This window comes from Frondihabitans cladoniiphilus (assembly GCF_039544345.1).
GTDB lineage: Bacteria > Actinomycetota > Actinomycetes > Actinomycetales > Microbacteriaceae > Frondihabitans > Frondihabitans cladoniiphilus.
Genome location: NZ_BAABLM010000006.1, coordinates 1 through 22,592, shown reverse-complemented (window position 1 = coordinate 22,592; position 22,592 = coordinate 1). Strand labels below are relative to the sequence as shown.

Genomic DNA, 22,592 nt, shown 5'->3' with positions numbered 1-22,592 from the left:
CGCCGAAAGGCGACCGGGGGATGCTCGGAGTCCGCCGACCCGGACGAAGGACTTCCCATGACCGCACACGCAGGCCCGATCACCGGCCACGTCGCCGCCCGCGACGGAGCCGACCGCTCCTGGATCGCACGAGTCTTCCTCGGCCGCCGCGCCGACCCGGGCTGGATCCGCCCGAGCCTCTGGGGGCTCCTGGTGGCGACGGCGCTGCTCTATCTGGTCGGACTGTCGGCGAGCGGGACGGCGAACAGCTTCTACGCGGCCGCTGTGCAGGCCGGGTCGAAGAGCTGGAAGGCGATGTTCTTCGGGTCGCTCGACTCGTCCAACTTCATCACCGTCGACAAGCCGCCCGCCTCGCTCTGGCCGATGGAGATCTCGGCGCGGATCTTCGGCTTCTCGAGCTGGAGCCTGTTGGTTCCGCAGGCCCTCGAGGGCATCGCGTCGGTGGCGCTGGTGTACGCGGCCGTGCGGCGGAGCCTCGCCGTGCTGGGATCCCGCCTCTCGGCCGCGGGCGGACTGCTGGCCGGACTCGCGCTCGCCTGCACGCCCGCCGCAGCCCTCATGTTCCGGTTCGACAATCCCGACGCTGCGCTCGTGCTGCTCATGACCGCTGCGGCATACGCGGTCGTGCGGGCGGTGCCGCGGGCGAGCTGGAAGTGGCTGGCCTTCGCCGGACTCCTGCTCGGCTTCGCGTTCGTCACCAAGATGCTGCAGGGGCTGCTCGTCGCGCCGGCGTTCGCGATCGTCTACCTGCTGGCTGCCCCTGTGGGAGTCGGGAGGCGCATCCTCCACGTTCTCGGCGCCGTCGCCGGCATCGTGGTCGGAGCGGGCTGGTGGGTCGGGATCGTGACCCTGTGGCCGGCCGACTCGCGGCCGTACATCGGCGGCTCGACGAACAACTCGGTGCTCGAACTCGCTCTCGGCTACAACGGACTCGGCCGGTTCTTCGGCTCGGGGCAGGGCAACGGCGGCGGCGGTGGCACGGCCGGCGGCAGCTTCGGCGGCTCGACCGGACTCACGCGTCTCTTCAGCAGCGAGATGGGTCTCGAGATCTCTTGGCTGCTGCCGGCCGCGCTCCTTCTCATGGTGCTCGGCATCGTGATCGCCGGGCGTCGTGCTCGCACCGACGTCGTCCGCTCCGGGTTCGTGCTCTGGGGTGCGTGGCTCGTCGTGACCGGTCTCGTCTTCAGCTACACCGGGGGGACCATCCACCCGTACTACACGGTCGCCCTCGCGCCCGCGATCGGCGCCCTCGTCGGGATGGGCGGGGTGCTCCTGTGGGTCCGCCGCGCGACCTGGATGGGACGCCTGGGCCTCGCCGTGGCTGTGGCCCTGACGGGCGTCTGGTCGTTCCATCTGCTCGCGTCGAACGCGTCGTGGCTGCCGTGGCTGCGCTGGGTCGTGCTGATCGGGGCGCTCCTGTCGACCGTCGGGTTCCTGATCGGGTCGTTCGCGGCGTTCCACCGGTTGACGCTGGTCGCGGCGTTGAGCGGAGGGCTGTTCGCCCTGGGCGGGGCGGGGGCGTACTCGATCGCGACGGCCTCGGTGGGGCACACCGGGTCGATCCCCAGCGCCGGGTCGTCGTCGTCCTCTGGGTTCGGTGGGGGTGGAGGTGCCGGTGGCGGCGGTGGTGGTTTCGGTGGCGGTGGTGGCGTCGCCTCGGGTTCGTCGGGTTCGGGTTCTTCCGATTCGACGGGTTCTGCCGAGGCGGGGGAGACGGCTGCCACCGGCGAGCTCGGCGGCACGCCTCCGAGCGGCACGGGCGAGAACGGCGGGACGCCACCGAGCGGGTCGCGTCCCTCGGGCACGGAGGGCGGACCCACCGGTGCCGAGAGCGGGACCGGGACCGGGACCGGAACGGGAACCGGCACCGGAACTGGTTCCGGAACCCGGGCCGGTGGCGGGGCCGGCGGCACGACGACCTCGACCGCGCTCGACACGCTCCTGAAGAAGTCGACTGCCCGCTGGGCTGCCGCGGTCAACAACGACCAGTCGGCCGCGACGCTCGAACTGTCGAGCGGCACTGCCGTGATGGCCATCGGCGGGTGGAGCGACGACCCGACTCCCACCTTGGCCGAGTTCCAGGCCTACGTGAAAGCCGGCGACATCGGGTATTACATCTCGAGTGGCACCGGCGGCGGCATGGGCGGCTCGTCGTCCTCCTCGTCCGCGATCGCCACGTGGGTCGCCGCGAACTACACGGCGAAGACGGTCGGCGGCTCGACGGTCTACGACCTCTCCGCTGCGAAGTAGGCCGGGGCCCGCGTCGGCAACTCAGGCACGTGCCGTCGGGACCGGGTCGGCAGCGGCTGTCACGGCCGCCACGCAACTGGGTGCCTGAGTTGCCGACGCGGCCTCCAACGTCCGGGCCCTGGCCTCCGGGCCCCGGTGTCCGTCGTCCGGTGTTCGGCAGCACGAGACAGTGTCGGGCGGGGGCGTCGGGATCGCCTCGGGAGGAGCCGCCTGCATGGGAACCACCCCGGGCCCGGACCCGGACCGGGGCCCCGCGTCGGCAACTCAGGCATCTGGCCGCGGAAGGCCCCGACACCGGCCCGGACCGCCGCGTGCGGGGGCGCGTGCCTGAGTTGCCGACCCGGGCGGGCCGTCGAGACGGGACGCGGTCCGCCAAGGTCGAGACGCCGCGCGCGGAGGCGGGACGCCGCGAGTCGGGCCGCGGTCGGCAACTCAGGCGGATGAACATGGGCCGGGGCCCCCGACCCGCGGGTTGGACGACACCGGCGGCACACGCCTGAGTTGCCGACGCACGAGGCCGTCCGGGCAGGGGCCGACGGCGGCAGTGCCCGAGTTGCCGAGGTACGCGGAGCCGCCCGAGGCGCGCGCACGGCGGGGCACCGGGCGCCGTCGGGAACTCAGGCACGTGGTCGCGGGGTAGCGGTGGACGGCCCCGGGTCGGACCACGGCGGTGCCGGGTGCCTGAGTTGCCGACCGCGGGCCGGCCGACCGGACCCCGGCCGACCAACTGGACGCCGGCCGACCGGCCGACCGACCGGACGCCGGCCGACCGACCGCGGGCCGACCGACCGCAGGCCGGCCGACCCCAGAACCCTCAGGCCGCGATGACGCTCTCGGCCTCGGTGGTGGCGACGCGTTCGTTCGCGATCCGGGCCCGGCGGCGGCTCAGCAGGTGCGTGAGCAGCGTGAGCCCGAGCCCAGCGGCGGCCCACAGCCCGAGCCGCATCAGGTCGAGCCCGAACGCTTGCCCGGGGAAGTACTGCACGGTCTGCGTCGCATGCAGCCAGGCGGCGCCGTTCCAGAACGTGTTCAGCCCCGCGAAGAACCGCGGGCTGACGGCCGGCTCGAAGATTCCGCCCGAGCTGGTGAAGTTGAGCATGACGAAGAGCATCGTGAGTGCCGCGGTCGTCCAGTGCCGCAGCACCGGGTGCAGGCCCACCCCGATGAGGATGATGGCGACCGAGTAGAGCCAGCCGAAGGTCCAGATCTCCCAGACGTGCCCCGAGACCACCCCGAACAGCGGCCCGGCGATGGCCATCGCGATGCCCGAGACGATGCCCGACATCACCACGGCGGTGACGATCGACCAGCGGATGCCGAGCTTCGCCGCGAAGGCCGCCACGGCTGCCGCTGTCGCGTACGATCCGACGCTGAGCCCGACGAGCAGGAAGAACAGACCCTGCCCGCTCGAGTCGTGCTCGCCGGGCGCGACGACCTGCACCACCGTGAAGGGCAGCTTCTCGGCGTAAGCGATCGGCAGGAAGATCTTCTGCGCGACCTCGGCGCTCGTCGACGACGACGCGGAAGAGAGCAGCAGGGATGCACTGGTCGCCGTGGGCTCGTAGGCCGCGGTGATCGTGCGGTCGCGCACGAGGGCGCGAGCGGCGGAATCGCTGGCGACGGTGCGGACGCTCAGCTGCCCGTCGGACTTGTCCTGCAGCGTCTGCGCGAACACCTGCGTCTCGGCGGAGGTCCCGACGACGGCCACGGGGAGGTCGTGCGGTGTCGGCTGGTGGAAGGCGCCGAGGTAGGCGAGCGTCATGCCCGTCGCGAGGAACAGGGGCACGAGCACGGCCAGCCCGAAGGCGCGGAACACCGCCACCGGGGTGCCGAAGAACAGTCGCGGGCCCGCGGGCGCCGCGGCCTCCAGCCGGTGCGTGCCGAGGTGGCCACCCGTGCCGAGGTGCCCGCCCCCGCCCGGGTGCCCCTGATCGCGGAGGCCGGGGGAGCGCAGGGCCACCTGCTGGGACGAACGATCGGGCGAGGACTCGGACACGAGGGCCTTTCGAGACGAGGTGGAAGAGGAAAGGGGAGAGGTAAACACGTTACTGTTGCATTGTGCAACACAAGGAAACCCTACACCCGATGGATAGGATCGCGATCGTGACGACGCCTCGAGAAGACCGCATGCTCGCGGTGTACTCGAATCTCGAGGCGATCTCCCGTCGCGGTGTCGCGCGCAATCGCCGCGAAGCCGCACCGCTCACCGTCGTCCAGCACACGCTGCTGATGTTCGTCGCCACGACCCCCGGCTGCCGGGCCATCGACGTCGCCGCGGCCCTCCGCCTCAATCGCTCGACAGTGTCCCGGCAGGTCGGCGACCTGACCGGACTCGGGCTGGTCCGCACCGCCGACGAGCCCAAGGGTCGCGGCCAGGTCCTCGAGCTCACACCTCGCGGCGACGAACTGCTCGCCACGTCCCTCCGGGCGAACCAGCAGGCGCTCGCCGCCCGACTCGAGGGCTGGACGGACGACGAGATCGACGTGCTCGCGCGCGGTCTCGAGCGCTTCAACGCCGCCGATCCCCGGTCCACCACCCCCGATCCCGCCTGACCTGCGCCCGGATCGCCCCGATCGGAGGTCTCCCCGATCCGACCTCGGTACTGTCGTCCAGATGAGTCGACGGACGGATGCCCTGCATCGGATCGCAGGACTCGTCCGACTCCTCGCCGCCGTCGTCGGCGTCGTGGCTCTGTTCGCGAACTTCGAGTACGTGCAGGGCTTCTCCGACTTCGCCACCGTCAACTACTTCAGTTACTTCACGCAGCAGAGCAACATGGTCAACGTCGGGGTCCTCCTGGCCTCGGGACTGCTCGCCCTCGTCGGCCGCCGCGATCCGCCCTGGTTCGCCGCGCTGCACGCGCTGGTGACGACGTACGTGGTCGTCTCGGGCGTCGTCTTCGCCGTGATCGTCACCCAGTCGGCCAGCCACCACTACTCGCTGGCCTTCCCCCGCTCCAGCCAGGTGCTCCACTTCTGGCTCGCCGGCTACGTCCTCGTCGACTGGATCGTGGCTCCCGGACGAACGCCCGTGCGCTGGCGCACCCTCTGGCTCGTCCTGATCTACCCGCTGGTCTGGGGCTGGTTCACGTTGCAGCGCGGGCGCGAGGTGCGCTGGTACCCCTACTTCTTCCTCGACCCGGCGCAGGTCGACGACACGCAGTTCGTGCTCTACAACGCGATCGTGCTGGCCATCATCGTCGGCGTGCTCTGCGCCCTCGTCGGCCTGTCACGCCTGCGCCCCACGCACCTGCTCCGTCATCGGCTCACACCGAAGCCCACGACCCCGAAAACCGGAGAGCCGGGGGATGCTCAGGGCGACGGTGTCGCGGACGGCGCGGCCCCCGACGGACTCGGCGTCGGCGACGCGGTCGACGGCACCATGTCCAGATAGGGCGCGAGACTGGCCAGCCCGGCCTCCACCGCGCCCGAGTCGCTGAGCTTCTCGGTGGCACGGGCGGCATCGCCCCCGACCAGCCCGACCAGGATCGGGAACCCGGTCGAGGGCTCGAGGTTCAGCCACAGCCGATAGACGGCCTTCTCGTCGAGGATGGCCCAGACGGTCGCGTCGCTCGACCAGAGGCGCTCGCCGAATCGGAGCCACAGGACGTCCTGGACCCCCATGCCGATGTCGTCGATCGCAGCGAGCGTGGCCGCAGGAAGGGCCGGGTCGAACACGATGCGCTTCTTCTGCAGGACTCCGAGCGGCACGGTCACGATGACCTTGTCGGCGGACAGCGACTCGCCCGTGACGAGCCGCAGCCCCACGCCCTGGTTCGCGTAGGTGATCCGGGTCACGTTGCTGGACTTCAAGACGTCGAGCTTGCCGAGCTGCCCGGTGATGTACGCGCCGAGGCCGGCGGTGAGCAGGGTGGCGTCCGTGGGCAGGAGGGGCACGGGCAGCGCGCGCGCGGACAGCGTCTTCGCGGTGGCGCCGAAGCGTGCCGGCAGGGCCTCGTCGAGCAGGTAGGCGAGCCGCTGCGTGTCGGAGACCCCGCTGGCGTCGGGCACGGACGACAGGGCGCCGCCGCTTCCCGACTGCGTGACGGCGTCGTCCACGGTGACCTCGGCCGACTGCTGCTGCGCCCAGGCGGAGGCGGCGGCGAGGGCGGCGACGACGGAAGCGCTGTCGGGCGGCGTGGTCGGAGCGTCGCTGGTCCGAGCGGCCTCGGTGGCGTCGAGACCGAGGACCGTGACTCCCCCGTTCGTGAGCACGCTCTCGAGGGTGGCGGCGCCGTCGCCGTAGAGGGTGCCGACGCCGAGCTGGATCTCGATCGGCCAGTCGCTCGACGTCACGGGGGAGATCCGGCCGCCGACCCGGCCTCGCGCCTCGACCACCACCACGTCGAAGCCCTGATCGGCCAGGGCGCGGGCTGCGGTCACGCCCGCCAGGCCCGCGCCGACGACGGCGATCCGCTCGCCCTTCGACGCGGTCGCGGCGACGGCGGCGGCGACCTCGAGGCCGGACGAGTAGGCGCCCATCAGCGTGCCCGGATCGGTGGAGGCCACGGCCTCTCCGGCGAAGAACAGGCGGTCGTTCAGCGGCTGTCGCAGGAGCTCGCGACTCGAGTCGGTCGACGCGGTGGTGAGGAACGAGCCGGAGCCGTAGGAGTACGGGTCCTTCCCCCACTGGCTCCGCCGACTGGCGACGGGGTGGACGCCGGTGTCGGTGGTGGCCGTCGCGGTGGGGGTCCGGCTCGGGGTGACCGAGGGGGATGCCGACGGGGAGGGGGCCGGACTCGGATCCGAGCAGGCGGACAGCACGAGCACGCCCGCTCCCGTCAGCGAGCTCGTCAGCAGGAATCGACGAGTGATGGCCATGGTGCCGCCATTCTGTCAGCCGAGGCTCGCGGCCGCCTCGATGCGGGTCTCCGGGGCCTGCTCGCGGCGGGTTTCCGACGAGGCCCGACGCGGGTCACTCGATCGCCGCGGTCAGCCGCATCACGTTGTCGAGCGCTTGCGAGCGGATGGGGCGGTCGAGCCATTCCTCGAGGGTGAGGATGCGCGAGTTGCGTCGGTAGTCGTCCTCGACCTCGCGGAGGTCGTCGACGAACCGCTTGCCGCGCACCATCAGCGAGACCTCGAGGTCGAGGCTGAACGACCGCATGTCCATGTTGCTCGACCCGATCACGGCCACGTCGTCGTCGACGGTGAAGTGCTTCGCGTGCAGCACGATCGGCTTGCGGTACAGGTGGATGACCACCCCGGCGCGCAGGAGCACCTCGTAGTACGACCGCTGCGCGTGGTAGACCATCGTCTGGTCGGCGACCTCGCAGGCGAACAGCTCGACCTTCACCCCGCGCTGGGCGGCTGTCGTGATCGCGTAGAGCATCGAGTCGTCCGGGACGATGTACGGGCTGACGATGACGAGGCGTTCCTGTGCCGCGTAGAGCAGCGCGTTGAAGAGCCGCAGGTTGTTCTCGCGCTCGAAGCCCGGGCCGGAGGGGACGACCTGGCAGTCGAGCGTGTCCGGCCGGTCGACGCTGTGGATCGGGTCGGCCTCGCGGCGCAGGAGCTCGTCGGTCTCGCTGAACCAGTCGGTGACGAAGATCGCGTTCACGCCGGCGACGACCGGGCCCTCGAGGCGCACCATCAGGTCTTTCCACTCGAGCCCGCGACGGAGGTTCGACTTCTTGTTGTAGCTGGCGTCCACCATGTTCTGCGAGCCGAGGAAGCCGACGGTGCCGTCGACGACGACCACCTTGCGGTGGTTCCGGAGGTCGGGGCGCCGCCAGCCCGATCGGAACGGGTAGAACGGCAGCATCTCGTGGAAGGGGATCTCCTTCTCCTTCAGCCACCGCCGCGTCGCCCGGCCGTAGGGGCTGCGGATCGTCGAGATGTGGTCGTAGAGGACCCGCACCGTGACGCCCCGGGCCTGCGCCGCTTCGAGCGCGTCGAAGAAGGCCATCGTCGTCGTGTCGCGGCTCAGGATGTAGAACTCGACGTGCACCCAGCGCTCGGCCTTCGTCACCGCCTCGGTCATCGAGTCGATGGAGGCCTTGTAATCGGGCAGGAGCCGGGCGTCGTTGCCGCCGACCAGCGGCATCGCGCCGAGCCGGTGGTTCAGCTTCACCACGGAGCGGAACCACTTCGGCCAGGTCTTCTTCTTGGTGACGAGGTCGAGGCCCTCGGTCGTCTGCAGGATGTAGTCGTTGATCTGGTCCTGCTTGCGGCGGCGGTCCTTCGGCAGAAGCGTCGAGCCGAAGAGGCTGAAGAAGAGCGAGCCGGGGATCGGCGCGACGAAGATCGCGAGGAGCCAGGCCATGGCTGCACTCGGTCGACGGTTGCGCGGCACCGTCACGACGGCCGCGGCACGGATCACCACCCCGATCACGAGAAGGATGCTCGGGGTGCCCTTGAAGAGTCGTCGCACGGGTCGGTGTCTCCTGTCGCTGCCGGGGTGGCCATCTTCCCAGGTTCGGCGAGGTTCCGTCGGGTGCACAATGGGAGTCGCGGGTCTTGAGCGACATGTGTTGGCCAATCGTGCGGCCACCCACTCGGCTCGCGTCACGAGAGAGAACATGATGAAAGCACTGCGCTACGTCGAAGTGGGCAAGCCTCCGGTCGTCGTCGACATCCCGGTCCCGAAGCCCGGCCCCGGCCAGGTCCTGCTCAAGGTCACCGCCGGGGGCGTCTGCCACTCGGACGACTACGTGATGGGCCTGTCGGAGGAGGAGTACACCGCCGCCGGTTATCCGCTGCCTATGACCCTCGGACACGAGGGCGCCGGCGTCATCCACGAGCTCGGCGAGGGCGTCAAGACCACGCTGAAGGTCGGCGACGCCGTCGCCGTCTACGGACCGTGGGGCTGCGGCTACTGCCACAACTGCTCGCAGGGTCGCGAGAACTACTGCACCAACGCCGCCGCTCTCGGCATCACCCCTCCCGGCCTCGGCACCGACGGCTCGATGGCCGAGTACATGATCGTCGACGACCCGCGCCACCTCGTGCCGCTGGGCGACCTCGACCCGGTGAAGAACGTCTCGCTCACCGACGCCGGCCTCACGCCGTACCACGCGATCAAGCGCTCGCTCCCGAAGCTCGGCGCCGGCACCTACGCCGTCGTCATCGGCACGGGCGGCCTCGGCCACGTGGGCATCCAGATCCTCAAGGCGCTCTCCGGCGCGACCGTCATCGCCTTGGACGTCAACGACGAGAAGCTCGCACTGGCCCAGCACGTCGGCGCGGACATCACGCTGCTCAGCGATTCCTCGGCGTCCGAGAAGATCCTCGAGATCACCGGCGGCCTCGGCGCGAACGCGGTCTTCGACTTCGTCGGCGCCAAGCCCACGATCCCCCTCGCCGTCTCGGTCGCCGGGATCGAAGCCGACGTCACCATCGTCGGCATCGGCGGGGGCGACGTGAACTTCGGCTTCGGCTCGATCAACTACGACGTCGCCGTGCGCGTCCCCTACTGGGGCTACCGCAGCGAGCTCATCGAGGTGCTCGACCTGGCCCGCGCCGGCAAGATCGACGTCGAGATCCAGCAGTACAGCCTCGACGACGGCCCCGCCGCCTACGAGGCGCTCGGCGCGAACGCGCTGCGCGGCCGCGCGGTCATCGTCCCGTAGGGCGCACCGGAGCGTTTCCGCGCCGGCCTGCCGCTCAGCCGGCGGCGATCGAGGTGGACGGCACGTGGCCGTTCACCTCGATGTCGCCGACGAGGCGCGCCTTGTAGACCACCGGGTTGTGCGACGAGACCGTGCGCGCGTTCCGGAAATGCCGGTCGAGAGCCAGCTCGGCGTCGACGGCGGAGGCGCTGGCGGCGTCGAAGAGCCTCCAGGTGGCCTCGCCCGCGGAGCGCGTGTTGTGCACCTGCACGGCCGCGGATTCCTCGACGACGCGGGTTCTGGATCCCCTGCTCGGCACGTCGAGGTACCGATCGAAGGTGCGGGCCAACGACTCGACGCTCGCCCGCGTGGCATAGGCGTGGCTCGTGACCTCGCCGACCACCTCGAGCACCTGCGGGTCGTGCCGCGGTTCGGGTGCCGTGGCCAGAGGGTACGTGCGCTTCCGGCTGCGGACGACCTCGACCAGGTCTTCGCCGGCCCGGCGGACGATGCCGGCCTGCGTCGCGGAGTGCACGAACTGGTAGAACGCGTTCAGGTACTCGGAGAGACCCTGGTCGTCGTGGGGGAACACGTGGCCCTCGCGCACGAGGGCGGCGTCGAACCGCGTCGTCCCGCTGGCCGTGAGGGGCTGGCCGAAGCCGTTCCAGTCGTCGTCGATCTCGACGCCCGGGTCGTCGACGCGCACGACGACCTCGGCGAGCACGTCGTCGACCGCGACCAGCGCGTTGATCCACTGCGAGTGGAGGCTGCCGGTCGTGTAGTACTTGCGGCCGGAGAGACGCGTCGTGCCGTCGACCTCGTGCAGCCAGGTCGAGGAGTCCAGCAGGGCCGTCGCGGCGGAGCCGTCGGCGTTGCGCGCGCTGATCGAGGCGGCCGGGCCGAAGAGGTCGCCGCGGGCAGCCGCCTGAAGGAGGTCGGTGCGTGCCTCGCCGGCCGGCTGCGCGATCAGGAACTCCACGAACCCGAGGTGCCCGCGCACGATCTGCGCGAGATTCGAGTCGGCGGCGGCCACCTCGATCAGGAGGTCGGCGAGGTCGGCGACCGTTCCTCCTGGGCCGCCGAACTCCTGCGGCACCCGGACGGCGCCGAGCCTTGCGGCCGCGAGGGCCGCGACCAGCGGAGCGGGAGAGGTGCGGTCACGCTCGCGGGCCACGGCCTCGGCGCGGGCCGTGGCGGCGACCTCGTTCACGGCGTGGACGATGTCGGCGAGGGTCCGGCCTCGGGTGTCGGTCGAGGGGGTGCTCATGCGGTCCTCGCCACCTCGTGCAGTCGTGCGTACTCGAGTCGGGGGAGCGAGTCGAGCAGCGCCCGCGTGTACGGCTCCTGCGGGTGGTTGAACACCTCGTCGGCGGTGCCCTGCTCCACCGATCGGCCGTTCTGCATCACCAGCACCCGGTCGCTCATGTGGTGGATGACGCCGAGGTCGTGCGAGATGAACAGATAGGCGACGCCGAGCTGCGCCTGCAGGTCGGAGAGCAGGTCGAGGATCTGCGCCTGGATCGACACGTCGAGCGCCGAGACGGCCTCGTCGAGCACGACCACCTCGGGGTTCGTCGCCAGGGCGCGGGCGATGGCGACGCGCTGCCGCTGCCCGCCCGAGAGCCGGAGCGGCCAGGCCGTCTGCACCGACGCGTCGAGCCCCACCATCTCGAGCAGCTCCACGACGCGTTCGTCGACACGACGCGCGTTGGCCGGGTCGCCGAGGCGAATGGCGTCGGCGAGGATGCGGGACACCCGCCAGCGCGGATCGAACGACGACAGCGGGTCCTGGTAGACCACCGAGATCCGACGCCGGATCGCGCGCTGGTCGGCGCGGCCGGCCGCGGTCCAGGCGCCGCCGCGGAACAGCACGTCGCCGGAGTCGGGCGTGACGAGCGACAGGGCGATGCGGGCGACGGTGCTCTTGCCCGAGCCCGACTCCCCGACGATGCCCAGGGTCTCGCCGCGCGAGAGCTGGAACGACACGTCGTCGACGACGCGACGCACCACGCGGTCGGGTCCGCGGTAGGACTTCGACACGCCTCGCACGTCGAGCAGCGGCTCGGAACCGTCGGCGTCCACGCGGGTCCGCGGCGGGAAGAGCGCCGCGGCCGTGCGGGTCGGCGGGGTGGTCGTCGACAGCCGCGTGCCCTTGGTGTGCTCGCTCGGCACGGCGTTGATGAGCTGCCGCGTGTACGGGTGCTGCGGGTTCGCCAGCAGCTCGTCGCTCGGCCCGGACTCGACGATCGCCCCGCCGTTCATCACGAGGATCTCGTCCGCCAGGCGCGCGACGACGGCCAGGTCGTGGCTGATCAGGATCACGCTGGAGCCCTGCGCGATGAGGGCTTCGAGCACGTCGAGCACCTGCGACTGGACGGTCACGTCGAGGGCCGTGGTCGGCTCGTCGGCGATGACGATCTCAGGATCCAAGGCGATGGCCGACGCGATCAGCGCCCGCTGCCGGAGGCCGCCCGAGAGTTCGCCTGATCGCTGTCGCGCCCGCACTTCCGGTTCGGGCACGCCGACCTTCTCGAGGAGGTCGATGACCGACTGCTCCCGGCTCGCCTTCGTGCCGACGGCGTGGAGGCGGAACGCCTCGGCGATCTCGCGGCCCACGGGGCGCAGCGGGTCGAGCGACACGAGGGCGTCCTGGAGGATGAAGCCGACACGCTTGCCGCGCACCCGCCGCCACCAGGAGTCGCCGCGCCCGAGGAGGGTCTCGCCGTCGAGCGTCAGCTCCCGGGCGGTCACCACGGAGTTCTCGCCCGCGAGGCCGAGGAGAGAGCGGGCCGTGACCGATTTTCCTGACCCGGATTCACCGACCAGGGCGATGCAGCGTCCCCGACGGAGTTCGAAACCGACGTCCTTCACGACGTGGCGCCGTTCGCCCTCGACGGTGTCGAACGAGACGTCGAGACCGTCGACGCGCAGGATCACGTCGCCGTCCGTCGAAGTGGCGGGTCGGGCATCCCCCGCTGTGGTCGTTTCGGTCATCAGCGGGTGATCCCTTCGGAGCGGTCCTGGAAGTAGCGGCCGAGCTGCGTGAACGACAGCGCGACGAGCACGATGGCGACGCCCGGCAGGACCTCGAGCCACCACGCGGTGGTGATCTGCGACTTGCCGGCGTTTAGCAGCACGCCCCACTCCGACGAGGGCGGCGCGACGCCGAGGCCGAGGAACGAGAGGCCCGAGGCCCAGACGACCGACTGGCCGATGCCGAGGGCGACCAGCGCGACGAGGGGGCGGAACGCGTTCGGGAAGACGTGCTGCGCGAAGATCGTGCGGCTCGTGTGACCGAGGGCGCGGGCGGCCTCGACGTAGCCGGACTCGCGGACGCCGAGGGCCTGGGCGCGGATCAGGCGCGCGTAGCCGGGGGCCGAGCCGATGCCGACCGCGATGATGAGACTCGGGGCGCTCGGGCCGAGCAGAGCCACGAAGAGCAGCGACAGCAGGAGGACCGGGAAGGCGAGGAGCACCTCGAGGAACCGGTTGACGGGCTGCGCGATCCAGTTCGGAGCGAGGGCCGAGGCGAAGCCCAGCACGATACCGATCACGAGCGACACGGCCATCGCGCCGAGGCCGATTAGCAGCGAGGTGCGGGTGCCCCAGACGATGCGGCTATAGAGGTCGCGACCGGCGTCGTCGGTGCCGAGCCAGTGGGAGGCGCTCGGGCCGCTCAGCGTGTTCAGGAGGTCGATGGAGAGCGGCGACCGCGGGGCCAGCGCCTGGGGGAAGACGGCGGCGACGACGAAGAACAGTGCGACGATGCCGGCGACGATCACCGAGACGGGCAGGGCGGCGCGCGTGCGGCGACGCCGGAGCGGCGTCGGGCGCGTGCCGATCGCGGAGGCGCTCATCGGGTGCCGCCGAGGCGAGGGTCCACGATCGTGTAGATCACGTCGACGAGCAGGTTGACGACGACGTAGACGAAGCTGATCAGGATCACGATTCCCATCACGAGGTCGAGGTCTTTGTTGGAGACCGCGGAGACGAGCACGGTGCCGAGGCCCGGGCGGCCGTAGACCGACTCGACGAGCACGGCGCCCGAGAGCGAGCTGCCGACGGCCCAGCCCGACAGGGTGATGCCGGGGATGAGGGCGTGGCGCAGCACGTGTCGGCTGCGCACCCCCGACTCCGTCATGCCGCGGGTGCGGGCCGAGAGCACGAACGGCTGGCGCACGGCGCGGTCGAACTCGGTGCGAGTCGCCTGCCCGAGGAACCCGGCCAGCGGGATCGCGAGGGTGAATACCGGCAGCACCGTGCCGGCGAACCCCGTGCCGCCGAGCACCGGGAACCAGCCCAGGTTCACGGCGAACACCAGGAGGAGCATGATGCCGACCCAGTACTGCGGCAGGCCCGCGGCGATGGTCTCGACGGCGGAGCCGATGCTGCCTCGGATCCGGCCGCGCCCCGCCGTCCACAGGGTCCACGGGATCGTGAGGATCCAGGCGACCAGGAGGGAGGCGATGGCCAGGGTGATCGTCGGGCCGAACTGCTCGGCGATGATCGATCCGACCGTGCGCTTGAGCTGCCACGAGACCCCGAGGTCGCCGTGGAGAAGGCCGAGCAGGTAGTCGAAGTACTGCACGACGACCGGCTTGTCCCAGCCGTACTGGCGGTCGACGGCGGCGATCTCCGCCGCCGTCCGCACGGTGGTCTGGCCCGACTGCACGTTCAGCACGATGGTGGCGCGGTTGCCCGGCAGCACGGACAGCACGATGAACGTGACCGTGATCGTGCCCCAGAGTACGAAGACCGCGGATCCCAGGCGACGGAGCAGCAGCAGCCCCCGGGCTCGGGCCCTCGACCGATCGGCGCCCGGGGTGGGCGCCGCTCGGGTCGACGCAACAGTCGTGGCCGTCATCTACTTGCTTCCCACCAGGTAGGCGTCGGAGAACAGCGGCAGGCCGTTCGAACCCTGGTCCTGCGTGAAGCCCTTCAGATCCTTCGAGGTCACGACGTTGTTCGTGAAGTCGTAGAGGCCGACCGCGACCGCGTTGTCGTTGAAGTACTTCTGCAGGGCCTGGTAGTCGGCCTTGCGCTTGGTGGCGTCGGGCTCGACCTGAGCGGCGTCGATCTGCGCCTGGACGGAGGGGTCGTCGAAGTGGGTCGTGTTATTACCGTTGGGGGCGGCGGTCGTTCCGGCGTTGTAGACGATGTCGAGGATGTTCGGGGCCGGCCACACCCAGTAGCCGAACTGGATGTCCTCTTCGTCCGGAGCCTGGCCCTGGCCGGAGAACAACTGCGTCTGCGTGAGGGGGACGAGGTCGAGCTTGAAGCCGACCTTGGCGACTTCCTGCTGGACGGCCTGGAGGGCGATCGCGCCGTCCTGGCTGACGATCGGGCCGGCGCCGTACGGGAGCTTGACCTCGAGGGTCTTGCCGTCCTTTTCGCGGACTCCGTCTTTGTTCAGCTTCCAGCCCGCGGCGTCGAGAAGGGACGCGGCCTTCTTCACGTCGTACGGGTAGGTGCTGTTGACGTCGAGGTAGTCGGGGTTGGTCGGGCTGAGCGAGCCGTTGCCGTCGAAGGGCACGGAGCCCTTGAAGACGCTCTCGACGATCTGCTTGCGGTCGACGGCGTACGCGAAGGCCTGGCGCACCTTGACGTCGGTGAAGGGGCCCTGTGCCGTGTTGAACGAGAACGCCTGCTGGCGTCCCCCGGTGACGAAGCTGTGGACGTCGTAGTCCTTCTTCGCGGTGGCCCACTGGCTCGACGGCGGGTCGTAGACGGCGTCAGTCTGGCCTGTCGTCAGCGCGCTCCAGCGGGTCGTCGCGTCGGACGCGAACTTCCAGTCGAGGAACTTCTCGTAGGCCGGGCCCTGGTGGGCGGCGTTCGACGGGGCCGAGGCGTAGGAGTCATTGCGGGCGAACAGGATGTCCTGACCCTGAGTCCACTTCTTGACCGTCCACGCCCCGGTGCCGACCGGGTACTGGCAGTTCTGGGCCTGGGAATTGTTCGCCAGGGCGGTCGGCGACTGGATGCCGTAGTGACCGTTCGAGAGCTCGCGGAAGATCTCCGGGTTGGCTTTCGACAGGTGGAGCGTGACCTGATCGGCCGAGTCGGCGGTCGCGCTGGTGAGGTACGAGAACGAGTTCCAGCCCAGGTTCTTCACCCAGTAGTCGACGTTGCTCACGACGGCGGCGGCGTCGAACGGTGTCCCGTCGGTGAACTTCACTCCGTCCTTCAGGGTGAACGTGATGTCCTTGCCATCCGGCGAGGTCGTCCACTTCGTGGCGAGCCAGGCGACCGGCTTACCGCTGTCGTCCCACGAGACGAGCGAGTCGAAGACCTGCCGCGAGAGGTAGGCCTCCTGCACCCACGCGCCCCAGATGCACGGCGGCTCCTGCTCGTGGACGTAGGTGATCGTCTGGTTCTTGATCGGTGTGCCGGAGGCGGTGGCGGGTGTGCCGCTCGAGGAGCAGCCGGCCAGGGCGATGATCGAGGCGACCGCGGCAGTGGCGACCAGGCCGAGTCTCGTTCGTGTCTTGTTCACGGGTGTGGCGTCTTTCGGGTGGGAGGAGGGGGAAGGGGGGGATGCTCGGGGCCGGGTCAGCCGCGGGCCGCGGCGGCGCCCAGACCGAGCGAGTGGGCGTAGTGCTCTTCGGGAAGGGCGTCGCCGTGGCGGAAGAGCTTCTCGCGGAAGGTGCCGGGGGCGTACTCGCGCTGAGCGAGGCCGCGCGCCTGGAGGACGGGGACGACCTGGTCGACCCATTCGTCCCACCAGCCGAGGGTGGTCACCGGCACGACGTTGAAGCCGTCGACCCCGGCGTCGGCCCAGCGCTCGACCTCGTCGGCGATCTGGTCGGGCGTGCCGGCGAACCGGCCGGGGAGCAGGGCGTGGGTCGCGAGGTAGTCGCCGAACGTGACGTCGTGGCCGTCGCCGTAGTCGGCGTCCGCGGCCGCCCGGAAGCCGGAGCGGACGTGGTCGCTCAGCTCGGCGCGGTCCTTGAGCTCGTTCAGAGTGGTCGACGGGTCGATGCCGGAGAGGTCGATGCCGCTGCCGCCCGAGAGGAACGCGCGCAGGGCCTCGTAGTCGACGTTGTCGCGCAGGTGCTTCTGCTTGCGCTTCGCCTCCTCCTCGGTGGCACCGATCACGGTCGACAGCGTCACGATCTTCTTGAGCGACTTCGGGTCGCGGCCGCGGGCCCTGGCCAGCTCGTCGAGGACGGCGATGTCGCGGCGGGCGGCCTCGGGCGTGGCCGACGGAAGGAACGTCACCTCGGCGTTCCGCACGGCGAACTCCCGCCCGGCGGGGGAGTTTCCCGCCTGGAACAGCACCGGGGTGCGCTGTGGCGAGGGCTCGACGATGTGCGGCCCCTGCACGCTGTAGCGAGCACCCTCGTGGTCGATCGTGTGTATCTTCTCGGGGTCGAAGAAGCGATTGGTGGCAGCGTCGTGGAGCACGGCGCCGTCCTCCCACGAGTGCTCCCAGAGCTTGTAGGCGACGTCGATGTATTCCTGGGCCCACTCGTAGCGGTCGTCGTGGGCGACGATGTCGTCGTAGCCGTAGTTGCGGAATCCGTTGCTCAGGTACGACGTGACGATGTTCCACGCGACGCGCCCGTCGGTGAAGTGGTCGAGGCTCGAGAGCTGGCGCGCGAACGTGAACGGGTGGCTCTGGATCAGGTTGCTCGTGACGGCGATGCCGAGGTGCTCGGTGACGAGCCCCAGCGCCGAGACGATCGTCACGGGATCGGGCTCGGGGAACTGGGATCCGGCGCGGATCGTGGCATCGCCGGTGCCGAAGTCGAGGTCGTAGACGCCGACGACGTCGGCGATGAACAGGGTGTCGATGCGCCCCCGCTCCAGCGTCTTCACGACGTCGACGTAGGGCTGCAGCTTGGTGTATCCGTACTGCACCTTCCCCTCCTCGGTCCGCCAGAAGCCGTGGCTGTGGTGGTTGGGCGTGAGGTGCAGGAAGGCGTTGTAGATGAGTTCGCGTGGCATGTGGGTTGCTCCCCAGAAGACGTGTGCCGAGTGCGGATCACCTCGGTCTGGAGCCTGAATCTAGTTCGCGACAGGTGAGGTTCAAAGGTTCCGGTTCAAACGGGGCTGTTCGGCGTAACGGGTGGAAGTCCGACGTCACGGAACGTCACGGAACCTTGACCGATCGACAACACGTGTCCTATAGGTCCGTGGTTCACGCCGCCTCGAAGTCGTGCCGGAGTCGTACCGGAGTCATGCCGCGAGGGAGCGACGTCGGCGGCGACCCGTACGCTGGCACTCCGCCTGTCCTGCCCCGCCTGTTCGCTCCGCCTCTCGAAAGGCCGCCGTGACCGCTCCCGCCGCCACACTCGCGAGACCGACGCGGGTCGTCACGCTGCTCGGTCCGGCGGTCGTGGCCGGGGTGGCCTACCTCGACCCCGGCAATGTCGCCAGCAACATGACGGCGGGGGCCCTGTTCGGCTACCTCCTCGTGTGGGTGGTGGTGGCGGGCAACGCCACCGCCTGGCTGATCCAGTACCTCTCCGCGAAGCTGGGGATCGCCACGGGGGCCAGCCTTCCCGAACTCCTCGGCACGAGCATCCCGCGGCCCTGGCTCCGCCGTGCCTTCTGGGTGCAGGCCGAGCTCGTCGCCATGGCCACCGACATCGCAGAGGTCATCGGCGGCGCCATCGCGCTCGCCCTCCTGTTCCACTGGCCGCTGCTCGTCGGCGGCCTCGTGACGGGGCTCGTCTCGCTCGTGCTGCTGCTCCTGCAGAGTCGCGGGCGCGCCCAGGTCTTCGAACGACTCGTCACCGTCATGGTCGTGGTCATCGGCGTCGGGTTCTGTGCCGGTCTCGTCGTGGCGCCGCCGAGCTGGGCCGGCGTGGTCGACGGGCTCGTGCCCGGGTTCGACGGCTCGCGGTCGGTGCTCCTCGCCGTGTCCATCCTCGGCGCGACGATCATGCCGCACGCCATCTACGCCCACTCGGCGCTCGCCCGAGACCGGTTCGGCGGCTCGCCCGTGCCCGTCCGGCAGCTGATGAAGGCGACGAAGATCGACGTCACGGTCGCGCTCGCCGTGGCCGGCACCGTCAACGTGGCCATCCTCCTGGTCGCTGCGGGCACTCTCCGCGGGGTAGCGGGCACCGACTCGCTCGAAGGTGCCTACACCGCGCTGCTCGTTCACCTCGGGCCGGTGATCGCGACCCTGTTCGCCATCGGGCTCCTGGCGTCGGGGCTCGCATCGACCTCGGTCGGTGCCTACGCGGGGTCGGAGATCATGCACGGGCTGCTGCGGCGCCGCGTGCCGCTCCTGTACCGCCGCATCGTCACGATCGTGCCGGCGTTGGTGCTGCTCGGCTTCGGGGTCGACCCGACGCAGGCGCTGGTGCTGAGTCAGGTCGCGCTGTCGTTCGGGATCCCGTTCGCCCTCGTGCCGCTGGTCGTCTACACGGCTCGGCGGTCGACGATGGGCGACCTGCGCAATCGTTGGTGGACGACGGCCCTGGCCGCCACGGCCGCATCAGCGCTCATCGCGCTCAACGTGGTGCTGCTGGTGCTGACCTTCTAGCGATCTCCGCGCTGTTCGCGGCGAGCGTGTGGGCGGGTTCGAGGCGCGGGATCATACAACGAGTTCATCGGGTAGACTGGCAAGACTGCCGAGATGATGCCCGGCATTTGTCTACGCATTCTCCGCCGAGGGTGCTCGCGAACAGAACAGAGGCACGACTAGATGATTTTCGAAGTAGGGGAGACCGTCGTGTATCCCCACCACGGCGCTGCAACGATCACTGCGGTGAAGACCCGCACCGTGAAGGGCGCTGAGAAGAAATACATCACCCTGAACGTCCACGCCAGCGATCTGATGATCGAACTCCCGGTCGACAACGTCGACCTGGTCGGCGTCCGCGACGTCATCGACGCCAAGGGCGTCGAGGCCGTCTTCGACGTCCTCCGCAGCGACCACGTCGAAGAGCCCGGCAACTGGTCGCGCCGCTTCAAGGCCAACACCGAGAAGATGGGCTCCGGCAGCGTCTACAGCGTCTCCGAGGTCGTCCGCGACCTGTGGCGTCGCGACCAAGACAGCGGTGTGTCCGCCGGCGAGAAGCGCATGCTCCTCAAGGCCCGCCAGGTGCTCATCTCCGAGCTCGCGCTCGCGCAGAAGTCGACCGACGAAGAGGCCTCCGCGGTGCTCGACGAGGTCCTCGCCGCCGTCACCGTCTGATCCGATCCGCCTCGCGCGGCAGCCCCCCTCCCGCTCGGGTGGGGGGCTTTCGCGTGCTCGGGCCCGTGCATCCCGCCCTCTCGCGCTCGCGCTAGGCACACCGCAGCGGCACGAACCCACGTCCTAGGCGGATGGTTCGCGCCGGTGAGGTGTGCTTTGTGGCAGGGCGAGCGGGACCGGCGGGGAGGGGAGAGGTGGAGCGGGCGGACAGGGCGAGGGGGTCAGGCGCCGGCGGCGTAGTGCGCGGAGACCTGCGCCGGCGTGAAGACGGAGGTGTAGACGGCGGCGAAGCGCATGCTGCCCGTGAACCAGTAGTTGGCGGCCGCGTTGGGCCAGCCGGACAGGTTGTCGTAGCCGATGCGCCAGTAGCCGGCGTGCGCCTCGCCCGCGGTGTACGAGGTGTTGGAGGCGACGAGTTTGCCATCGACGTACATCAGTGAGCCCGTCGAGGCCGAGAAGGTGACGATCGCGTCGTGCCAGAGACCGTCGTTGTAGGCGAGCGGGCTCGTGATGGTGTTGACGCCGCCGTTGTAGACGCCGAAGATCAGCGCACCTGTCGTCGAGATGTAGAGGTGACGGTCGTACTGGCCCGACGAACCCGATTGCGAGTTGCCGTAGCCGATGAGCTTGCCGCCGGCGACGGTGGTCTTGAACCAGACCTCGAGCGTGAAGGTCGCAGGAGCCGTCGAGAGCTGCGTCGGCGTCGTGACCTGGTTGGTCGAGCCGTTGAACACGGCGGCGGGCCCCGTGTCACGCGAGCACGACTGCGGGGTCGTGGTCGAGGTGGCGCGGGTGCCCGTGTAGGTGCCGGTGCGGGCGTTTCCGGAGGCGTCGACGGCGGAGGTCGACGCGGTAGAATCGTTCAGCGCGTACTGGAAGAAGGCGGTCGACTTGTCCGCCGTGGCGGCCGTGGCGCAGGTGAAGTACGGGGCGGTCGCTGCGGTGTCGGTCGAGTTCGTGATCTTGGCGATGTAGCCGGCCGAGCTCGACGGCACGAAACCGGCCGTGAGCCCCAGGACGGCGACAGCGGCCAGGCCGAGAGCAGCGGCGACGGTGGCGGACCGGCGGGCGCGCAGGGGCGACGGCAGGATGCGGGAGACCAGACTCACGCGTCGGCTCCACCGTGAGCGGCACTCCGGGCGTCGGTGCGAGCGGCAGCGCGACCGGCGCGACGAGCCGTGCGCTTCTCGGCGCGCTCGCGGCTGTGCTCCTCGGCGAGGGCCTCCTCGAACGCGTCGTCGAGATCACGCACGCGCAGGGGCGGCAGGCCGACGATGAAGGTCCAGAGCATCGGGATGGCGCAGATCGCGAAGAAGACGACCCACTGCCACGGATCGAGGTTCAGGGCCGAGGACAGGTGGTACCCGACGTGATGCGGGGTGGCGGTCACGTGCACGACGCCGAGCTGGCCCGAAGCGAGGTCGACGGTCGACCCGTTGGTGGCCGTGACCCGGATCGGCAGCATGCCGGTGGAGACGACGGTCGCCGCCGCCCCCTTGGTGGTCGCGGTCGCGGTCAGCACGACGAGGCCGACGAGGGGGCGGAGCACGTAGACGGTGATCGACAGCAGCATCGAGAAGCCGAGGATGCGGAACGACACCCGGCGCGAGGGCGTGCGGATCAGGCGCGTCGCCAACATGACGAACGTGAAGCCGACGAGGAGGATCGGGATGGCGCGGATCAGCCAGCCGAGGCGGGGGATCACGGTGACGGCCCGGCCGACGAGGTCCTCCTGCGACAGGGTCCACGGGTCGACGGCGCCGTTGATGTCGCCTCGGGTGGAGATGAGCGGCCCGGTGACGGAGTTCCGGACCAGCACGACGCGGTGCGTGAAGGTCTCCTTGGGCTCCGCCGGCGGGTGGAACGTAATGATGTCGCCGACGTGGAGCGAGGCCGCGTCGACCTTCTGCGTGAGGACCAGCGTTCCGACCGGGGCCTTCGTGCCCATCGACGGGGTCTCGACGATGAACCAGCGGCCGCCGTGGGCCTGGAACAGCAGGGCGGCGACGACCAGCAGGGTCGCGAGTCCGGAGCCGATCCAGATGGCGATCGTCTGGGTGCGGCGGCTGCGGGCGGCGCGGCGGGAGCGGCGCTGCTCGGCGCGCGCCCAGCGGGTCTCGAGAGAGGGGAGGGCGGGCTCGGCCGGGGCGGCCACGACCGGGGTCGTGATCTCTCTGCTCCTGAGGTCCGTCATGGTTCTTCCTGATCGTGCTTACGGGTGTGGGTCGAGCGGAACCGGTGGGTGACCGATTCCGCTCGACGTCGTGCGGGGTGGTGCCGGTGGTGCCTGCTAGCTGGAGAAGGACCAGAGGAGGGGCTGGGTGACGCCGAGGCCCTGGTAGGTGTTGCCGACGGTGGAGGGGAGGGTGACGGCGAAGGAGAACCCGGTGCTCGTGCCGGCGGGCACGGAGGTGACGGTGGCGCTGAGGAGGTTCTTCTGGGCCGAGAAGCCGGCGAGGGTGCCGGAGTAGACGACGACGTTGGTGGTGGTGTTGGTGACGACGACGGTCATCTGGCTGCAGAGGTCGGTGGCGGAGCCGTTGAGGGTGCCGTTGGTGGTCTGCGTGCAAGCGGAGGGGGTGAGGGTGAAGGTGCCGGCGGCGACGGTGCCGACGTTCTTGATGGTGACGGCGGTGGTGACG

17 protein-coding genes and 1 pseudogene are annotated in these 22,592 nt (G+C 70.2%); 6 read left to right on the top strand and 12 right to left on the bottom strand.

Going from position 1 to position 22,592, the window contains the following annotated elements; translation table 11 throughout:
* Positions 1–57 precede the first annotated feature (57 nt).
* Positions 58–2,250, top strand: a complete 2,193-nt coding sequence (locus ABEA39_RS14350) for an ArnT family glycosyltransferase (RefSeq protein WP_345376614.1) — start codon at positions 58–60, stop codon at positions 2,248–2,250.
* A gap of 814 nt (positions 2,251–3,064) precedes the next feature.
* Here the strand turns inward: ABEA39_RS14350 and ABEA39_RS14345 are convergent.
* Complete coding sequence (locus tag ABEA39_RS14345) at positions 3,065–4,246, bottom strand: hypothetical protein (protein ID WP_345376613.1); 1,182 nt, start codon at positions 4,244–4,246, stop codon at positions 3,065–3,067.
* Positions 4,247–4,353: 107 nt separating this feature from the next.
* On the opposite strand from ABEA39_RS14345, the gene ABEA39_RS14340 reads away from it, so the two are divergent.
* Both ABEA39_RS14340 and ABEA39_RS14335 read left to right on the top strand, forming a co-directional pair.
* Positions 4,354–4,803 carry a MarR family winged helix-turn-helix transcriptional regulator gene (locus tag ABEA39_RS14340; protein ID WP_345376612.1) on the top strand — a complete coding sequence of 150 codons (450 nt, stop codon included), beginning with the start codon at positions 4,354–4,356 and terminating at the stop codon, positions 4,801–4,803.
* 61 nt (positions 4,804–4,864) lie between these two features.
* The gene (locus ABEA39_RS14335; protein ID WP_345376611.1) at positions 4,865–5,644 is read left to right on the top strand and encodes a Pr6Pr family membrane protein; all 780 of its coding nucleotides are present in this window, start codon (positions 4,865–4,867) and stop codon (positions 5,642–5,644) included.
* Here ABEA39_RS14335 and ABEA39_RS14330 read toward each other — a convergent pair.
* Together ABEA39_RS14330 and cls are read right to left on the bottom strand one after the other, a co-directional pair.
* The gene (locus tag ABEA39_RS14330; protein ID WP_345376610.1) at positions 5,563–7,071 is read right to left on the bottom strand and encodes a flavin monoamine oxidase family protein; all 1,509 of its coding nucleotides are present in this window, start codon (positions 7,069–7,071) and stop codon (positions 5,563–5,565) included. The genes ABEA39_RS14335 and ABEA39_RS14330 overlap by 82 nt on opposite strands.
* Positions 7,072–7,165: 94 nt before the next feature.
* Positions 7,166–8,623: a cardiolipin synthase gene (gene cls / locus ABEA39_RS14325; protein ID WP_345376609.1), complete on the bottom strand. Its 1,458-nt coding sequence runs from the start codon at positions 8,621–8,623 to the stop codon at positions 7,166–7,168.
* A gap of 151 nt (positions 8,624–8,774) precedes the next feature.
* On the opposite strand from cls, the gene ABEA39_RS14320 reads away from it, so the two are divergent.
* Entirely contained in the window at positions 8,775–9,821 is a 1,047-nt protein-coding gene (locus ABEA39_RS14320; RefSeq protein WP_345376663.1) for an NAD(P)-dependent alcohol dehydrogenase, read from the top strand.
* 34 nt (positions 9,822–9,855) lie between these two features.
* On the opposite strand, the gene ABEA39_RS14315 is transcribed toward ABEA39_RS14320, so the two are convergent.
* From ABEA39_RS14315 to ABEA39_RS14290, 6 genes are read right to left on the bottom strand one after another with little or no spacing between them, the layout of a single operon-like run.
* Positions 9,856–11,067: an acyl-CoA dehydrogenase family protein gene (locus ABEA39_RS14315; RefSeq protein WP_345376608.1), complete on the bottom strand. Its 1,212-nt coding sequence runs from the start codon at positions 11,065–11,067 to the stop codon at positions 9,856–9,858.
* A complete protein-coding gene (locus ABEA39_RS14310; protein WP_345376607.1) occupies positions 11,064–12,794 on the bottom strand; it encodes an ABC transporter ATP-binding protein in 1,731 nt (576 codons plus the stop codon). Before ABEA39_RS14310 ends, ABEA39_RS14315 begins: the two co-directional genes overlap by 4 nt.
* Positions 12,794–13,657: an ABC transporter permease gene (locus ABEA39_RS14305; protein ID WP_345376606.1), complete on the bottom strand. Its 864-nt coding sequence runs from the start codon at positions 13,655–13,657 to the stop codon at positions 12,794–12,796. Before ABEA39_RS14305 ends, ABEA39_RS14310 begins: the two co-directional genes overlap by 1 nt.
* Positions 13,654–14,664 carry an ABC transporter permease gene (locus tag ABEA39_RS14300; RefSeq protein ID WP_345376605.1) on the bottom strand — a complete coding sequence of 337 codons (1,011 nt, stop codon included), beginning with the start codon at positions 14,662–14,664 and terminating at the stop codon, positions 13,654–13,656. Before ABEA39_RS14300 ends, ABEA39_RS14305 begins: the two co-directional genes overlap by 4 nt.
* On the bottom strand, positions 14,665–16,293 hold the full coding sequence (locus tag ABEA39_RS14295) for an ABC transporter substrate-binding protein (protein ID WP_345376603.1): 1,629 nt from the start codon (positions 16,291–16,293) through the stop codon (positions 14,665–14,667).
* Positions 16,294–16,349: 56 nt separating this feature from the next.
* Complete coding sequence (locus ABEA39_RS14290) at positions 16,350–17,747, bottom strand: NtaA/DmoA family FMN-dependent monooxygenase (RefSeq protein WP_345376602.1); 1,398 nt, start codon at positions 17,745–17,747, stop codon at positions 16,350–16,352.
* 325 nt (positions 17,748–18,072) lie between these two features.
* Here ABEA39_RS14290 and ABEA39_RS14285 point away from each other — a divergent pair, with 325 nt between their 5' ends.
* The gene (locus ABEA39_RS14285) at positions 18,073–19,296 is read left to right on the top strand and encodes an Nramp family divalent metal transporter (RefSeq protein ID WP_345376601.1); all 1,224 of its coding nucleotides are present in this window, start codon (positions 18,073–18,075) and stop codon (positions 19,294–19,296) included.
* A 162-nt stretch (positions 19,297–19,458) separates the two neighbouring features.
* Positions 19,459–19,950 carry a CarD family transcriptional regulator gene (locus tag ABEA39_RS14280; protein ID WP_345376600.1) on the top strand — a complete coding sequence of 164 codons (492 nt, stop codon included), beginning with the start codon at positions 19,459–19,461 and terminating at the stop codon, positions 19,948–19,950.
* A 221-nt stretch (positions 19,951–20,171) separates the two neighbouring features.
* On the opposite strand, the gene ABEA39_RS14275 is transcribed toward ABEA39_RS14280, so the two are convergent.
* From ABEA39_RS14275 to ABEA39_RS14265, 3 genes and pseudogenes are all read right to left on the bottom strand, one after another.
* Positions 20,172–21,059 carry a LamG domain-containing protein gene (locus tag ABEA39_RS14275; RefSeq protein ID WP_345376599.1) on the bottom strand — a complete coding sequence of 296 codons (888 nt, stop codon included), beginning with the start codon at positions 21,057–21,059 and terminating at the stop codon, positions 20,172–20,174.
* A complete protein-coding gene (locus ABEA39_RS14270) occupies positions 21,056–22,144 on the bottom strand; it encodes a signal peptidase I (RefSeq protein WP_345376598.1) in 1,089 nt (362 codons plus the stop codon). Before ABEA39_RS14270 ends, ABEA39_RS14275 begins: the two co-directional genes overlap by 4 nt.
* Before the next feature lie 96 nt (positions 22,145–22,240).
* Positions 22,241–22,592, bottom strand: a pseudogene (locus tag ABEA39_RS14265) (hypothetical protein); the annotation flags it as partial.

Bases quoted from the DNA above. Each gene is read 5' to 3' on its own strand.
- ABEA39_RS14330 (WP_345376610.1), bottom strand. From the start codon at position 7,071: ATGGCCATCACTCGTCGATTCCTGCTGACGAGCTCGCTGACGGGAGCG.
- ABEA39_RS14280 (WP_345376600.1), top strand. From the start codon at position 19,459: ATGATTTTCGAAGTAGGGGAGACCGTCGTGTATCCCCACCACGGCGCT.
- ABEA39_RS14335 (WP_345376611.1), top strand. From the start codon at position 4,865: ATGAGTCGACGGACGGATGCCCTGCATCGGATCGCAGGACTCGTCCGA.
- ABEA39_RS14320 (WP_345376663.1), top strand. From the start codon at position 8,775: ATGAAAGCACTGCGCTACGTCGAAGTGGGCAAGCCTCCGGTCGTCGTC.
- ABEA39_RS14270 (WP_345376598.1), bottom strand. From the start codon at position 22,144: ATGACGGACCTCAGGAGCAGAGAGATCACGACCCCGGTCGTGGCCGCC.
- ABEA39_RS14310 (WP_345376607.1), bottom strand. From the start codon at position 12,794: ATGACCGAAACGACCACAGCGGGGGATGCCCGACCCGCCACTTCGACG.
- ABEA39_RS14315 (WP_345376608.1), bottom strand. From the start codon at position 11,067: ATGAGCACCCCCTCGACCGACACCCGAGGCCGGACCCTCGCCGACATC.
- ABEA39_RS14305 (WP_345376606.1), bottom strand. From the start codon at position 13,657: ATGAGCGCCTCCGCGATCGGCACGCGCCCGACGCCGCTCCGGCGTCGC.
- ABEA39_RS14350 (WP_345376614.1), top strand. From the start codon at position 58: ATGACCGCACACGCAGGCCCGATCACCGGCCACGTCGCCGCCCGCGAC.
- ABEA39_RS14290 (WP_345376602.1), bottom strand. From the start codon at position 17,747: ATGCCACGCGAACTCATCTACAACGCCTTCCTGCACCTCACGCCCAAC.
- ABEA39_RS14300 (WP_345376605.1), bottom strand. From the start codon at position 14,664: ATGACGGCCACGACTGTTGCGTCGACCCGAGCGGCGCCCACCCCGGGC.